The sequence below is a fragment of the Paraglaciecola mesophila genome (assembly GCF_009906955.1).
In the GTDB taxonomy this organism is placed as follows: Bacteria; Pseudomonadota; Gammaproteobacteria; order Enterobacterales; family Alteromonadaceae; genus Paraglaciecola; species Paraglaciecola mesophila_A.
The window spans coordinates 2,192,429-2,209,005 of sequence record NZ_CP047656.1; the positions used below are offsets into that span (position 1 = coordinate 2,192,429).

At 43.5% G+C, this 16,577-nt stretch carries 12 protein-coding genes; 5 read left to right on the top strand and 7 right to left on the bottom strand.

The genetic code is table 11. From position 1 onward, the window contains the following. Positions 1-3 precede the first annotated feature (3 nt). Positions 4-981 (bottom strand): sialic acid TRAP transporter substrate-binding protein SiaP, encoded by a 978-nt coding sequence (locus FX988_RS09305; RefSeq protein WP_160179381.1) that lies wholly within the window; start codon positions 979-981, stop codon positions 4-6. Between the two features lie 396 nt (positions 982-1,377). Between FX988_RS09305 and FX988_RS09310 the strand changes: the two genes are divergently transcribed. Together FX988_RS09310 and FX988_RS09315 are read left to right on the top strand one after the other, a co-directional pair. Further along, positions 1,378-2,112: an SDR family oxidoreductase gene (locus FX988_RS09310; RefSeq protein ID WP_160179383.1), complete on the top strand. Its 735-nt coding sequence runs from the start codon at positions 1,378-1,380 to the stop codon at positions 2,110-2,112. 270 nt (positions 2,113-2,382) lie between these two features. Beyond that, positions 2,383-3,039, top strand: coding sequence for a sulfotransferase family 2 domain-containing protein (locus FX988_RS09315; RefSeq protein ID WP_160179385.1), 657 nt, complete (start codon positions 2,383-2,385; stop codon positions 3,037-3,039). 43 nt (positions 3,040-3,082) lie between these two features. On the opposite strand, the gene FX988_RS09320 is transcribed toward FX988_RS09315, so the two are convergent. The 4 genes from FX988_RS09320 to FX988_RS09335 form a co-directional block, all read right to left on the bottom strand. Next, entirely contained in the window at positions 3,083-5,071 is a 1,989-nt protein-coding gene (locus tag FX988_RS09320) for a tetratricopeptide repeat-containing sulfotransferase family protein (protein ID WP_160179386.1), read from the bottom strand. Positions 5,072-5,276: 205 nt separating this feature from the next. Continuing rightward, on the bottom strand, positions 5,277-7,922 hold the full coding sequence (locus FX988_RS09325) for a TonB-dependent receptor (protein WP_160179388.1): 2,646 nt from the start codon (positions 7,920-7,922) through the stop codon (positions 5,277-5,279). Positions 7,923-8,630: 708 nt separating this feature from the next. Further along, the gene (locus FX988_RS09330) at positions 8,631-9,467 is read right to left on the bottom strand and encodes a mechanosensitive ion channel family protein (RefSeq protein ID WP_160179390.1); all 837 of its coding nucleotides are present in this window, start codon (positions 9,465-9,467) and stop codon (positions 8,631-8,633) included. A 352-nt stretch (positions 9,468-9,819) separates the two neighbouring features. Continuing rightward, complete coding sequence (locus FX988_RS09335) at positions 9,820-10,650, bottom strand: aminoglycoside 6-adenylyltransferase (protein ID WP_160179392.1); 831 nt, start codon at positions 10,648-10,650, stop codon at positions 9,820-9,822. A 208-nt stretch (positions 10,651-10,858) separates the two neighbouring features. Between FX988_RS09335 and aceK the strand changes: the two genes are divergently transcribed. Continuing rightward, positions 10,859-12,592 carry a bifunctional isocitrate dehydrogenase kinase/phosphatase gene (aceK, locus tag FX988_RS09340; RefSeq protein WP_160179394.1) on the top strand — a complete coding sequence of 578 codons (1,734 nt, stop codon included), beginning with the start codon at positions 10,859-10,861 and terminating at the stop codon, positions 12,590-12,592. 56 nt (positions 12,593-12,648) lie between these two features. Here aceK and FX988_RS09345 read toward each other — a convergent pair whose 3' ends face one another. Both FX988_RS09345 and FX988_RS09350 read right to left on the bottom strand, forming a co-directional pair. After that, the gene (locus FX988_RS09345; RefSeq protein WP_160179396.1) at positions 12,649-14,070 is read right to left on the bottom strand and encodes a mechanosensitive ion channel family protein; all 1,422 of its coding nucleotides are present in this window, start codon (positions 14,068-14,070) and stop codon (positions 12,649-12,651) included. Between the two features lie 18 nt (positions 14,071-14,088). Then, positions 14,089-14,478 carry an MAPEG family protein gene (locus tag FX988_RS09350; RefSeq protein ID WP_160179398.1) on the bottom strand — a complete coding sequence of 130 codons (390 nt, stop codon included), beginning with the start codon at positions 14,476-14,478 and terminating at the stop codon, positions 14,089-14,091. A 236-nt stretch (positions 14,479-14,714) separates the two neighbouring features. Between FX988_RS09350 and FX988_RS09355 the strand changes: the two genes are divergently transcribed. Together FX988_RS09355 and FX988_RS09360 are read left to right on the top strand one after the other, a co-directional pair. Then, the gene (locus FX988_RS09355; RefSeq protein ID WP_160179400.1) at positions 14,715-15,431 is read left to right on the top strand and encodes a ZIP family metal transporter; all 717 of its coding nucleotides are present in this window, start codon (positions 14,715-14,717) and stop codon (positions 15,429-15,431) included. Positions 15,432-15,498: 67 nt separating this feature from the next. Continuing rightward, complete coding sequence (locus tag FX988_RS09360) at positions 15,499-16,575, top strand: GGDEF domain-containing protein (protein WP_160179402.1); 1,077 nt, start codon at positions 15,499-15,501, stop codon at positions 16,573-16,575. The last annotated feature ends 2 nt before the right edge of the window (positions 16,576-16,577 follow it).

The window sequence follows — 16,577 nt, forward strand, 5'->3', positions numbered from 1 at the left end:
AATCTATTCTTCTACTGGATTTAATTGCAAGAGACGGTCGTAATTTTGCTGACCTATCGTGGTGATAAAGGGCTTGTGCAATGGCAATGTTGCTTGGCGAAACACAGTTTTATTTACCTGATGCACGCTAACGCCATGCTGTTCAAACCAAGTGATCAATTCTGCTTCGTGGGCACGCGTTTCTTGAGAAACCTTCAAAGCCGCTTCTTGTAATACGTGTTCGAAAATGAGTCGATCCTCTGGGCTCAAGCGTTTCCAGCGGCGCTGACTAACAATAGTGACATTAGAGCCAAGCATATGCCCCGTTAGGCTGATATGTTTTTGCACTTCGAACAGTTTTTTAGCTTTTATGGTTGGTAACGGGTTTTCTTGCGCATCAACAACCCCTTGCTGCAAAGCCATATACACTTCAGAAAATGCAATAGGTGTGGGGTTCGCATTGACCGCCTGAGGGAACAATCTGAATATCCTGGCGTTAGGTACACGTATTTTCAGCCCCTGCATATCTGCTAATTCGTTAACGGGCACATTGGCGCTGACATGACGCTCACCATAATAGTTGTTAGCAACAATATGATTACCTTGGGTTTTCTCACTGTAGCCTTGCGCCAGCTCTTTAAACAAAGTGCTATTGTTAAATTTTACCCAATGCTCAAATCCGGTATAAATATACGGCATATCGGTAATCGCAAAAGGCGGATAGAGCTGGGCAATGAAACTTGTTCCCGTGTAGATAATATCCACACTGCCTAAGCGAAGGCTTTCATTTAGTGCCGCTTCTTTACCTAACATAGAAACCGGAAATACATCTATTTCGTAGCGCCCATTGGTGCGCTCGGCTATTTGCTTTGCAGCCCATAGCGCCCATTTGTGCAGTGGTTCACTGGTTTCATATACATGACCCCAGTACAATTTTTCTGGTTTAGCCACGACCCCAATAGGCTGCAATAATAATGCACACAAAACACAACGAAACAGCATCTAACAACTCAAATAGTAGTAAAGAAAATTATTATTAGTTAATTGTTAACAATTGTAAAGGTATCGTTATTTTTGTTGAACATACTGCCCAGTGGCTAGGTGCAAGATCAAAACAATGGCGGATGATATGGATTTCTATTCTTGAGCCGTGAAGTTGCTATAAAAAAACGAATTGATTCTATCGGTTAATCACTCTCGTATTTGGCTTAGTTTTCAACAGTTACTTCCAAATTGTGTGAGTAAAACCGGGGTAAAAGTCCATGTGCAGCAAGCATGGCGAGCCGATGATGAACACAACTTATCCAAGAAATTGTAAGATTCATTTTCCATTTATCATCTTATCGGATTAACTCTGTAAGCTGGTTTCGTTTTTAACCATTTTACTAGGAGTCGAACATGTCATTATCCAAAGTCGCGTTAGTCACAGGGGGCTCAAAAGGCATCGGAGCTGCAGTTGTGCGTAGATTAGCTGCAGATGGCTTTGCTGTTGCGATCAACTATTCTAAAAACCCCGAACCAGCAGACGCCTTGGTAGCAGAATTAAAAGAAGCTGGCGGCCACTCTTTTGCCATTCAATGTAATGTCGCCAACTCGGACGACGTGACGCAAATGTTCAATCGCATTGAAAACGAACTAGGTCCTATAAACGTATTAATCAATAACGCAGGGATGATGATCAATGCACCGGTTGCACAAAGTGAAGAGGTGCATTTCGACGAGCAAATTGCGGTTAACCTGAAAGGCACGTTCAACACCCTTAAACAAGCCGCTAACCGCATGCCAAATGGGGGGCGTATTGTGAACGTGTCCACCAGCGTAGTCGGCTTAAAATTGGAAAACTATGGCATCTACGCCGCGACAAAATCAGCAATAGAAACCCTGAGTGCGATTTTAAGTAAAGAACTGCGCGGCAAAGAGATTACGGTCAATACAGTAGCGCCTGGCCCTACAGCCACGGACTTATTTTTGGATGGAAAATCCCAAGAACTGATCGACCGCTTGGCCAACATGAGCCCACTAGAAAGATTAGGCACGCCGGACGATATCGCCCGTGCAGTGGCATTTCTAGTTGGCCCAGACGGCGCATGGATTAACGGCCAAGTATTAAGAGCAAATGGCGGTATCGTTTAAGCTAAAACGACATAATTGGAAAATGCCAACCCTTTAAAGGCTAGCCCTTGTTAATCAAACTATGCCTAGCCTTTAAACCGCACTGACTTTTCTTTGTCAGTTCTTTATCGCCTTATTCACAGTATTACGCTGACATTCCTTTACACAAACGTGGAGATGTTCAGCATTATCATGTCACCCTATTCGATTTCGCTTAGCCGTTTGTTAACGTCAATGCTGAGACTTTCTTTCTGGCAGTTTCGCTAGAGCGATTTTGAAATGAGTGAAAATATGCTACTGAATCACCGCTACAAGTTTTTATATATACATATTGCTAAAACGGGCGGTACTAGTGTTCGCTCAGTGCTGAATAAGTTACGTTGGCACGACCCTATGTACTACCTTATGTTTCCTTGTCATAAGTTAAGTAACTTTTCTGGGCATACAACTGCGACTAAATTCCCGCGACATTCAGGCGTGATAGCGGCGAAAGAGATGCTCCCAGACAACTTTTTCAATCAACTGTATAAATTCGGCTTTGTACGCAATCCTTGGGATTTGCAAGTTTCTTCTTATCACCATATTCAACGTGAGAAACCCCATCAACTTAAAGGAATTAAAAATTTCAGTGGGTTTATCAAATACAAATTTGCCCCCTCTCGTCCTTATATCTTTCATTTTGATATCGCGACTAAGTTACAAAGTGATCACTTAGTGGATTTAGAAGGGAACATCATAGTCGACTTTATTGGTCGTTATGAAACGTTGAAAGACGATTTTAATACCATCGGCAAACAGCTTGGTTTGAAAAATAATTGCCTACCCCATAAACGAAAAGCAACGGACCGCAAGAAAGATTATCGCTGTTACTATGATGATGAATCTATCGAAACCGTAGCAAAACATTATAAAAAAGATATTGAGTTGCTTAACTATCAGTTTGAATAGCGATAGTTAAGCTGTTAATACCAACCCCCAATAAACAGCGGTTTTAACCTGCTGCTAAGACATTTTTCAACGGTTGCAGGTGGGCATCAAAGTGCTTCCATTGCTCCATTCCAGAGCGATAAATAGGTTGCCGAACTTGTTCCGAACTCGGGGTTTTAATTGCTCGCTCTGTTTTGTGAAAATCAATACACTGCTGCTCAAATGGTAAGCCGCAGAAATCCAAAATGCGCTTTACCTGTCCGTGTAAATCATCAATCAGGCTTTCATGTTGCACGCGTAATACAAAGCCAGGCAACACTGTGTCCCAGTGAGCCATGAGTTTTTCATATGCTCGGTAATAGCGACCAATGTCCTCTAGGGCGTAAGAGAACTCTTGGCCGTCACCAAATAACTGCTTAAAACCGCTAAAACAACAGGCCATCGGATCGCGTCTGGCGTCAATTATTTTAGCGTTAGGCAATATCAATTTAATTAAGCCGATATGCAAAAAGTTATTTGGCATTTTATCGATAAAAAACGCCGCTCCCGCTCGATAAACTTGAGTATCGCTTAAGTATTTCTGCCCGAAACGAGCAAAATAATTTGTATCTAGACTGGCGAGTATTTGCGGGTATTGTTGCTTTTGACCTTGCAGCTTTGAGGCTAAGCCCAATATGTCATGTAGCTCCATGGTGCCATCGACTTGAGAATGAGATGCCAAGATCTGTTCAAGTAAAGTAGAGCCCGCTCTGGGTAAGCCGACGATAAAAATGGGGTCACTACTTTGCTCGCCCACCGCTTTTAAACGGTCAAATAATTCTGCGTCGCAGGTATCTATTTGTTTAGCCACCTGCTTTTCAAACACCTCAGGTTGGTATTTGATTTGCTGTTGCTTGAGCTGATTCCCCCGCGCGTAATGCTTAAACGCAGCGCCATAGTCTTGTCGATCTTCAAGGGATTTACCTAGCGCAAAATGCAAATGAATTTTATCATTTTGACTAACCTTCTTTTGCGTCACGAGTTGTTCCATAGCAGCCAGTTCAGCATGGCTAAAGCGATAGGTTTTGGTGTTGGCTAAGCTCCAGTACGCATCCCCTAATTCAGGATTAAAACGATAAGCAGATTGATAAGCATTGATTGCGCCGGGTAAATCACCGTATGCCTTTAACGCGTGGCCTAATAGAATTTGGATCCCTGGTTGCGCTTCATTCTTCGCCAGCACGCCTTGGTAAATCGATATAGCGTCTTCCACCTCGCCTAGACCGACCATAGCACTGGCTTTTGCACTCAGTAAAACGGTGCTGTCTGGTGTTTTAGCGAGCAACCTATCCGCTAATACTTTTGCGTCGTCGAACTTGGCCATTTTTGCCAGTAATTGCAAATAAGTTAAACCTGCCGCACTGTGATCTGGATACAAAGCTAAGCAACTGCTTAAGATAAAATCCGCTTCCCCGTATACCTTGAGTTGAATACCAATTTCTGCCAGCAATAACATGGCTTCTGGGTGATGTTTATTGGCTTGCAGAAACTGCCGGCAGACTTTGTCTGCACTGTGCAAATCACCCTCGCACATTAAATCTCTCGCTCCGAGAATCGGCTTGGGTAACGCTGCTAAGTAGTCAATTTGTCCTTGAGCTATCGTCGCCGCCCTCTCGTTCCCCTGCTGAGTATAGATGGGGTGCAATGCGCGCCAACTCGATAACAATGCGGGATTTAGTTGGGTCGCTTGATAAAACGCCTGTGCCGACTTTTGTGGCTCGTGTAGTGCGCCATATATATAACCATTTTCTTGCCATGCACGTGCATGCTCTGGATTACTTTCGAGTAAACGAGCGTTTGAAGCTAACGCTTGCTGCACATCGCCATTTAAACGCTGGGCCACGACCAACAAATACAGTAATTCACTTCGTTCGGGCGGCATTAATTGATTCTCCAGCTGTCGCTGACACGCGGTAATTGCTTGGCTAAATTTGGCCTGTTGAATCTGCGCTTTTATGCCATTTATCACCTCGCGGGTTACTGCGTGCGCTTGAGGTGTATTCTGGTTACTCAAATTGCCACTCCGTTTGTATTCGTGAATTCAATGATTAAAGTCTGGTTCGTTGAAGACGTGTTCTTGCTCGTCTAATTCTCTATACCCGCTTTGTAGTAAAGAGCTATTACCTTGCGACGGCGGACCGTTGCATACAAGCCAGATTAAAAAAGGCAAGCCGAACTGGGCTTGCCTTTTTCTGTATTACTAACGTCTTTAGGTCAGATTAAAAGAAGTCGTAAGACAACCGTAACCCCACGGTACGCGGTCTATTAGACACTATTTTAGGCGTGTACTGCTGGGCATCGATGTACAAAATGGCGCTCTTGTCGGTTAGGTTATCAATAAAGATTTCCGCTTTCCATTCATCATTGGTGATACCAAAAGCAAGGTTAGCCAATATGTAGCTATCTTGTATGTAGCGTCCACCTTGGATAGTCTCACCGTTTGAATCGGCAAAGGTTACCCCTTCGTACACTGCGGCTTCACGTTCAATGCTTAAACCTGTTCCCGTGCCATAAACTAGCTGAGCAGCGTCTTCAAGGGCGTAAGCATCCATTGACATGCTGGCTAAGCGATCACCCGTGTAACTAATTGAGCCGTTGATATAACCCGTTAACCCACCTTCTAACTCATAGAAGTATTGCGCACGGATATTCCCTGAAAAGTCAGCCGAGTAAGGTAGTTTGCTGCCTACAGGTGGCGCAATGCCATCTAATGCAGCGTTAATACTCGTTAGCTCAGTGTCTAACACACTAAACGCCGCGTTGATGACAAGGTTGTCAGTAGCCAACCAAGTTAAATCAGCATCAAGACCGCGGATCTCAGCATCCCCTACGTTATCAGTAAACACCAAAAAGCTAATATTGGTTGGGTCATAACGTGACGTCTGCAAGTCGGAAATTTCAGAGTAATACGCCGTGGCGTTCACCCGTAAAATACCGTCTAGGAAGTCACCTTTAATACCGAACTCATAATTATCTAACTCATCGGTTGTTGAATACACTGGAATACGGAAGTCTTCAAACGCCCCTGTTTGATTCGTCGCTAAACCACCACCTACGCGGTTGGTTACAGGCGGACGGAAACCTTCAGAATAGGTGGCGAATACCAAGATATCTTCGTTTACCTTCCAGTCTACTGACGCTTTCAAAATCACATCGTCTACGGTTAATGTGCCATCACCATCGAGTAAATCAACTTCAAGTTGACCGCTTTCTATTGCAGCAATCACACCATCATCCAGATCAGATGCCGCTAATTCAGCTGGATCTTGGGTACCGAACGCACGTAAACGTCGACTAACATCAACAGTCGTAGTGGAGCCTTTATAAGTATCTTGAATTTCATACCAGCGAGCACCAAACGTTGCGGTAATATCGTCGGTTAAATCGTATTCTATTTGGCCAAACACTGCGATTTGGTCAATTGCGTGTTGAATATCGTTCACAAAACTGATGCTAGGCTCAAAAGGTTGACTTGTTGAGTTAACCCCCTCAGAACCCACTAAGGTGCGGGCTAAATCGTCGAACTTGTCCGTATTAGCGATATTAAACTTACCTACAGAATTGAGATCTTGTTCATCGTAAAACACCCCCGCAGTTAGGCGCCATACATTGTCTGTTGGCGTATTAAAACGCAACTCGTGCGTTATACGCGTGCTGTCGGTTTTTTCCTTGTAATACTTAGTCGGATCTAAGCAAATCTCATCTTCTGGCGCTACATCGCCACCATAATTACACACGTAATAAGCCGAGAATAAGCCGCCGTTGGTGTAACCCGTATAATCAATCGTTGAGTCAATTGAGCGGTCTAGGTAACCACCTGTGTAAACGATATCTAGTTTGTCTAAACGCCCTTCTAGGGTCCAGGTAGTCAAACCGAATTCGTCATCGTTGTCTTCAGGCACAAAGCGGTTAGTTGAGGTTTCACCCTCTAAGTTAGGATCGTACGCAAATACGCCTTCTGTGCTAAGGGTTTGCTGGGTATGTTGAACCAATAAGTCCCAATCTTCGTTGATAATGTAAGACAAACCAAAACGCGCACCTGAATAAACCGCATCGTTAAAGTCATCTTCCACTAATGCATCGTTTTCAGGTGAAATAACCGGCGTATTTTCAGGGTCGCTTAGCACACCACCAGAGATCCTATCAATGACTACAGCGCTGCCGATATAACCGCCGTTGGCAGGGTCGTTACGAATGTTATCTATCCATCCACCTTGGTTATCAGAGTAGACCGCTACGCGAAAGGCAAGGTCGTCTGATACTGCGAAGTTTATAAACCCTTCTACAGAATTACTCATTTCACCACCTTTAGTGAAACTCGTACTGGTATCCACACCTGCGGCAAAACCTGTATGGTCTGGCTTTTTGGTGATTAACCGTACTGTACCTGATTGCGAGCTAGCTCCAAACAGCGTGCCTTGTGGCCCAGGCAGTACTTCAATGCGCTGCATATCGGTGGCGTAAATATCCAGGTTACGCCCCTGCATAGAAACAGGTTGTTCATCCAAGTAAAATGCCACAGAGGGTTGCAATGCCTGTACCGAGGAAACTGAGATGTTACTTTGGGTGGTCGCTGCACCACGAATATAAATTTCGTTCTGACCAGGCCCTGTTCCTTGAAAGGTTACATTAGGCAAAAACTCGACGTATTCTTGAAAATTATCCACACCGAGATTTTCCAATGCCTCACCGTTTAGCGCAGTCACAGATACAGGAATATCCTGAATGGACTCTGAGCGTTTTGTTGCGGTCACTTCAATCGTTTCTATGCTTGCTTTACCTGTTTTAGCAGGTGTTTCTTGTGCAAGCACAGGAGTGGTCGCAAGCGCGGCAACGACCGCGTAGCTTAACTTAGATATTTTCATTCTTTATTGGCCTTGTGTGGTCTAGTTTTTGTGTCTCAATGTGCATTTTTTGACACGATCTTGGCGTTTAATTATTATTCTAGAGCTTGATATTAATTAAATAGCGTCAAAGCGCAAAAATAAGTTCAATACAAATCAATCGAACACAAAGCAAAATGACTGTGTGATCAAGATAATAATAGAATTATCTTTATAAATATCAACTTAAATGCAACTAGACCGACGATTATCACGTTAAAAGACTCAATAATAGACGATTACTTCGTAAACAAATTATTTCGTCTCTAACGATTAAAAGCGTTGATTAGTACACTTTTCAAACAGCCCTCATCATGATCTTAGCCGATAAGTGAGTCACTTGATGGCGCCTGTTTTTGTGAAAAAAGAATAACGTCAAAATGACGAACAAATGGGAGTAACATCTCGCTAGGTATATTGCGATATGCGATATGCGATATGCGATATTTACAATGATGGAAGCAATTGCGTGTATTTACATTTAGATCACTGAATATAATGTGGTCAATACCAAGATTTGAAACGAAAGAGTCAGCCAAGCACTGCCGTAAAAATGGTCTTTATTAGGGACATTATTTGACGATTTTTTTGGTAGCGGTGAATGCAAGGGCAACAAAGTAATGTTGCCCTTAGTAAAATAAAGAGCAGCGGGACAAACCATACCAGCCTACTGCTCGATCAGTTTAGGTGCTATTCCTTTGTCTGATAAACATGCACATCTCGTTGCGGAAACGGAATGCTAATGCCTTCTTTATCAAAGGCTTTTTTAACCTTCTCTTGCATGTCCCAGTAGTAAGGCCATAAATCGTCAGTGGCAACCCAAGGGCGAAACATCAAGTCGACAGAATTGTCACCCAAGCCACCTACGCTGATCCTAGGTGCAGGGTCAGTTAACGAACGTTCATCTTCTTCGAACAAACGTTTCAAGATGTCTTTTGCCTTATCAATATCGTCGCCGTAGCCGATCCCAAACGTCATATCGCAACGACGCTTATCATAGGCGCTAATATTCACTAGGGTGGCGTTCGATAAACTGCCGTTAGGAATAACAATACGACGATTATCAAAGGTATTTACCACAGTATACAAAATCTGAATTTCGCTAACTGATCCGATATACCCTTGCGCTTCAATGGTATCTCCCACTTTAAACGGCTTGAAAATTAAAATCAGAACGCCACCAGCAAAATTGGCCAAACTGCCCTGCAACGCCAGACCGATTGCTAGACCTGCTGCACCTATAACCGCAATAAACGACGTGGTTTCTATGCCTATCATGGAGGCAACTGAAATCAGTAACATCACCTTCAACACGGCACTGATTAACCCGCACAGAAACTTATTGAGGGTGGGGTCTTTTCTACCCAGTCTTTTATCTAGAATGGCGACAAAGCGATTGATTAACCATAAACCCACCACCAAGGTGACAATGGCTAAAAGCAATTTTGGGGCGTAAGTCAATACGAGCGACAATGCATGGTCCAATAACTCAGATACATTGATATTCGTTGAGAAAACATCTTCCATTAAACAGCTCCTTAATCGTGTTACGAACTTATCAATTATGACAAGCATGAATACCTACCCCGACCATTCAACCCACATTGATACAGACGGAGAACACAATAAACCTTGGGGCTTGGGGCGTAAATTCAATAGCGTGTAAGACGAGTAGCGCATACAGACGATGCTTCACATAAACACTGAAAGTATGAATGAGTGTCGCTATTCATTTACCTACGCGGTTATGCTGCAGGTGAGAGCGCACAAAACATGGACACGGCGAATTCGTTAAGTTTGCGATTTAAGCTCGCAATAATGAGCGTTTCATTTTGGGATAAACACTGCGCATGCAAAGTCCCTCTCGCTGCGCAGCACGTTAAATCGCCGTTAAGTAATCTAACGCTGCGCTCTGCGCTTTGTGGTTAACATGAACAGTGCTACCTTCACGACCAAGCACCCTAGTGTCCGAGCTCAACATCTCTCTGTAATGAATATAGATATCAGCAAGTGCATATAAACAGGTTTGCAGACTGGCTTTATCGAAATGGGGCAGTATACCCTGCAACTCAGACGCTAATTCAGGTAGTTGCTGTTCAATACGGCGAATGCCATTAGGCTCAAACCCATGGGCTTTTTTGGCTAATGGTGCGATTACCGTTTGGCGCAAAAAAGAAATAAACGCCAACGTTTCAAAAAATTCGCCTCGGCCGATTCTGGCCGCACCGTAATGTATCCACACCCAAAACCTATCCTCAAACCACTGCAGGTCTTGCATGGGGTAATGGCCTTCATCACTTTGGTAAAGACGGGTTAACTGACTTTCTTCTTCCCAAAGTACTATGGGGTTATCGACGCGCTGAGCCACATCGGGTAGCGCAACAAATTTCAAATCCACATGGAGTAATTCTTCCCCTTCTTGGTACAAACATATCAATACTCTGGGTTCACCTACGTGCTCGCCAGTAAAGCACGCCAATAGCTCACCAAATGATTTCGCGAGGACTTGACGCTGGGTATATAGCATATCGTAGCTATCAGGTTTAACAGCCAGCACAAAATCAAGGTCGCTATATTGGTCTAATTCATTAGTGGATGCTGAGCCTGTTATTGACAAGCCTGCGAAGTGCTCATTTTGTTGAGTAATATGGATGATACGTTCAAGAAACGACAATTGATGAGGTAAGGCGCTGGTCATTATTTTTAACATGAGAAATTCCCTCTTGCCACAAATAGAAAGCCAAGATTCTCACAATCGGTGGCGTAAACCAATCACTAAATCTGTGGGTATAAAACAAACCTGAATGAATGCAATAAAAACGCCTCCAGCCAAGCGCTAATACATATTATCCATAGTAACCCATGGTCTTTTTTGTTATTGGTAGCGTATTGATTGTAAAAGCATAAGTGGGTTTTTAGTGAACAACACACATTCTTCCGTGTTGAATAAAGTGGCGTTTCTAATTTTGCATGGTTTCGACAAAAGTTATCGTCGACACTCGCGTATTACGCGAGACGCTCAGCAACGTTTTGAACAAGCAAAGTGGCAAGAAACCCAAAAAGCGATGAAAGAGCGCATCGCAATTTACGAGCGCACGTTGGCCGATGCAGTGGGGGAAATCTACCAGCAGGTGTTTCCTCACCAAGAGAACAATCAATTCTGGCTCGACCTAAAAATACGTTATCAAAAAATACTCAGCGATCACCCTCAATACGAATTAGCAGAAACCTTTTACAATTCAGTTATAGGTCGAATTTTTAAGCATCAACAAATTAACGATGACATGATGTTTATCATGCCCACTCGCTGCTATCTAGCCGGTTTGCAACGCCACATAGTCTTACATAGTTTTGATACCTCTGGTACGGTACGCAAAATGTTAGAAGACATATTCAACCGCTATCATTTTGATATTGCATTTCAAGATATTCAGCGTGATCTAAAGCATTTAGACGCTGCATTGCGCGCACGTTTAAACACCGCGCAACTCGCCAGCGTACACACAGTAGAAATGCTTAAATCGGTGTTTTATCGTAGTAAATCCGCCTACTTAATTGGGCGAATTTGTATGCCAGATGAAACCCTGCCTTTTGTTATTCCCCTTTCAGTCACAACAAAGGACACGCCAGATAAAAGTAACCAGATAGTCGTTGAGGCGCTGTTAACAGAACGCCAAGATCTCAGTGTCATATTTAGCTTCGCCCGCTCTTACTTTATGGCTGACACTCAGCACCCAGCTGAAGTAGTTGCCTTTCTCCATGAGCTATTACCTCATAAAAAGAAATTCGAGTTGTATATTGCGCTGGGCTTATACAAGCATGGTAAAACCGTGTTCTATAGAAATTTTTTAGCCCACATGGAAGATTCGAGCGACCAGTTTGCCATTGCGCCCGGGATACGCGGGCTGGTAATGGCGGTATTCCACTTACCCTCTTACGGTGTGGTCTTCAAGATCATCAAAGATGAATTTCCAGAAAGTAAAAAGATCACTCGTCAGCACGTTAAAGACTGCTATAAGTTAGTCAAAATGACAGACCGCGTGGGTCGCATGGCAGATACCCATGAGTACGTTAATTTTCGCTTACCGCGCCATCGAGTTGAGCAAGCTTTGATTGATGAGCTGCTTGAAACCTGTACCAGTAGTGTAGAGCTCACGGATGACGAAGTGATCATCAAGCATCTGTACATAGAACGAAAAATGACGCCATTAAACATTTTTTTAGCCGAACAAAAAGATCCGAAGTTAATCACCAACGCTTTAAACGACCTTGGTTTATGCATTAAGCAAATCGCTGCAGCACATATTTTTGCCGGTGACATGTTACATAAAAACTTTGGGATCACCCGTGGTGGTCGTGTCATTTTTTATGATTATGATGAAATTTGTTATTTAACTGAGCGCGAATTCAGAGCCCTACCTAAATCGGATGACCCGTACGCCATTGATACGCTTTCCGTAGGCCCAACAGATGTATTTCCAGAACAGTTTGAACATTTTATTGTGGGTAAAAAGCACCTAAAGCAAGAGTTAAAAGCCCTGCACGGTGAGATCATGACCGCTGAATATTGGCAGAACATGCAAGCACAATCTCTAAAAGGTGATGTACCTGATTTTATTCCCTACGATCAAACAAAACGCTTTGTAAATTAAGTCAGCCTTACCGCCCAGTTATTTGGCGGTAAGGTGCACCCAAGCTAAGATAGCACTTAATTTTTATTTTCAGTGGTATTGGTCACAGTGTAACTGGGGTTAAGAACACGTACTTCACGTTGCGGAAACGGAATAGTAATATTGTGTTCACGCAGGGTTTCAAAGATGGTTAGCATTAAATCACCACCAACACGGTTTTTGCCGTCATCTATACCTTCCATCCAGAACTCCACGAATACATTAACGCCTGAATCACCAAAGCTATCTATTTCACAATCAGGGCGTTCTTCTATGGGATATTCTTCGCCGCTGAGCACTTGGGGATGCTCAGCCACTACGGCTTTAATAATCTCGACCATAGCGCGGATATCGGTTTCATAAGCCACTGAAAAATCAACCCGATAACGCTGTTTGGGGTTCTTGTGCGACCAATTTACAAAGGTGCTTGATATGAACTTTTCATTGGGCACCATGATGTCTTTGCCATCATAGGTCTCAAGGGTGGTGTAACGCATTTTAAAATGCCTAACGAAACCTTTTTGCCCTTCTTCCATTTCAATGTAATCGCCAATCGTTAAAGAACGATCGAGTAATATAATGATGCCCGAAATAAAGTTTGATGCGATTGACTGTAAGCCAAAGCCTAACCCCACGCCCACTGCGCCACCAAATACCGCTAGCGCTGTCAGGTTAATCCCCATCACATTGAGTAATAACAAAGCGATAACACACACTAAGGCCACTTCGAACAGTTTAGCGAAGACCTCTCGGGTGCGAATATCTAGTGACTCTTGCTTGCGTATAATGTCTTGCCCGACATTATTTGAGGCGCGGCCGACCCAAAATAAAAGGGTACCAAAGATCAATACTCGAGCGAGCCCGTAAGCTGAAATCTCAATATTTCCAATATTTAGGCTGAGCCCTTGGAGCACTTCAATTATGCCTTCAAGCCAATCGACCATATGCAGGAACAATAGAGGTAACATCATCCATTTTAGTAAATTTGCCAGCACAGGATGAGACACGCACGCATTAATCACGGAATTAACAAACAACAAAACGGCTATGGTTAAGGCAAGATCTAAAATCCAATTGGCACCCATGAGACTGGCGCTGAACTCACTGACCACTTTGAGTAAGACGATAGCAATAAGGGGAAATAGCATTTTATCAATGCGATATGTGATACGCCTTAATGGGTGGTCTTTAGCTTGCGGTTGGTTGGTAACAAACTTGGATGAGCGACGCAATTTGCTGCCCAACCAATAAGCGAGTATATAAATGCAGCCAATTAAGCCGATTTGCAAATAAGTATCTGGCATAAAAAGATGCTGGTGAGCGACATCTAGATAATGCTCTATTGTTTGCATTAAGGTTTGGCTGGTTGACTCAAGTACCGCGCTATTATCAGTTGCTGCTGATGTTTCTGTAACCGCAATATCGCTATTCGCTGCGGCATCGTTGTTCGTTGTATCCACGTTGTTTTCTCTAACTTATTAAGGGATGGCTAACCAAATAAGGAACAATGAGGCAATATAGCCAATTGTCCACAAAATGCTACGTAAAAGATGTACGTTGCACCAGTAAGCACATAAATAGCCGATCCGAGCAATAATAAACACTATGGCGCTATATTCTGCTAAATGCCCCGCTGATTGCGTGGCAATCACTGCGAGCGCCCCAGGAACAAATAAAATCAGCGCTTCAAAACAATTTGCATGCGCCGCTGAGGCGCGCGCACCGAAACCACTTAATTGCTTTTGCTGCTCTCTTGGGTAGCGATTATCATAACCCCCTTGCTCCTTATTCATTGCCATACTCAGGGGTACCTTGGCAATAATCGGCAGTAACACGGCTATCAGTAAACATATCAGTATTATGCTCATAACGGCATGATTCCTCTTTGGGATTTGATATTAGCGACTCTAGCATGTATTCCAACTCTTTCCCTAGTGATACGCCATCGAGCCGCCTACGCTGCTGTTCATCGAAAACAAGGTTAGGTTATACATATTAATCACTTTTGTTCAGTTTTAACGCTAGCTTTAATCTATTGATTTTTATGAGATAAAGCATACTCTTAAGCAAGAACGAAAGGTTTATTTACGCAAAATGGTGGTTTATGGACAGCGTATGGTTGGTGATGACTTTTACCTTACTTGCAGGCTTAGCTATGCCCGCAGGTGCGCTCATTGCCCGCATAGAGCATTTTCAATCTCAGTGGTTTGAAGAAGAGTTGCGTCATTTAATCATCGCCTTTGGCGGTGGCGCGTTACTTTCAGCTGTTGCCTTAGTCTTGGTCCCCGAGGGCATAGCGAATTTATCATTGTTCACTAGCCTGTTATTTTTTATCAGCGGCAGTGTGTGTTTTATGGGGATTGATATTTTATTGGTTAAAATTAATACCCCCGGCAGCCAATTGGCAGCCATGCTGGCTGACTTTATTCCTGAATCTGTTGCGTTAGGCGCTGCTTTTGCCACAGGAAAGAGTAATGCAGTGTTGCTGGCCGTACTCATAGGCTTACAAAATTTGCCAGAAGGCTTTAATGCATACCGTGAGATGCGCTCAGGTAATAAGTTTAGCGCTAACCGCCTGCTGATTATTTTTAGTGCGCTGGCGCTATTTGGGCCCGCAGCAGGACTGAGTGGATATTTTTGGCTGGCCAATTACCCGGATATTGTTTCAGCGATTATGCTGTTTGCATCAGGTGGAATTTTATATTCAATTTTTCAAGATATTGCCCCTCAGGCGAAGCTGGACAAACATTGGTTTCCACCCATGGGCGGTATATTTGGCTTTGCTCTTGGATTAATCGGCTTTATGCTGACCCAGCATTAGCCGCTCTGTTCTTGCGGTAAAGGAGTAGATAAGCATTAAACATTCAAATATCCAACAACGTATCGATATGGATTTGCTCAGGCGATCGCTGGCTGGCATCTTTGTGTATGCTTTTTTATTACCTGTCATTTTTTGGCCGATAGGGTTTCATGAAATCCAGCCTCATTTAACGTATTTATTCGCCGGTGCGATGTTTTTCTTTAGTGTCTTGCGCCTGATTCATTACGTCAATTCAAAACGACTTTATGCTCTTTCCCCTCGAGCATGGTTCATTACATTCGCAGCCTTATCGCTTTCTCAAGCTGCTATTTTAGGAACCGTATTTACCCTTGCGATTTTTGACGAGCGCTTCTTTCCCATCATTCACGTTTCTATGCTTGCCCTTGCCGGTATTGCCAGTAGCGCTTTATTGGCTCTAAGTCCCAGAATTCGATTTGGCATTCTCAATTTAACAATATTGATGTTGCCCGCCATGATCACAGGGTTTCTCAGCGAAGGGTATCTCCCTCTCGCGGTGATGATGCTGGTGTTTACTGTGTACATAAGTGGGATTGGCATACGCGCGAACAAAGAATATAAACGTTCATTTGATATTGAAATTGAGTTGGAGGCCCAGCGAAAAGAGCTAGAAACGCTCAACCAGACTGACGCCTTAACGAGTATTTATAACCGAGGCTACTTTAACCAACATTTTGAAGACCAATGGCAATACGCCATGCGCCATGAACTTGAGATAGCGATATTGTTGATTGATGTTGATCACTTTAAATCCATTAACGACACTTATGGTCATCTGGCGGGTGACGCTTGTTTAGTCAACCTAGCTTATGCGATAAATAAAGCGGTTAATCGCGCCATAGATGTAGCAGCCCGCTACGGCGGTGAAGAGTTTGTAGTACTATTAAGCGGTTGCAACACAGAACAAGCGCGCAGCATGGCACAAAAAATCGAACAGGTAATCAAGGATCACAAATTTGTGCATGAAGGAAGGGGAATACCCGTTACCGTCAGCATAGGCATTGCGACAACGATGCCGAAACCCAAGCAAAAATCGAGTACTTTAATTGACCAAGCCGACCAGGCCTTGTATCAAGCTAAGGCTCAAGGTCGCAACCGTTCGATTGTATTCACTGAGGACGAATAGGT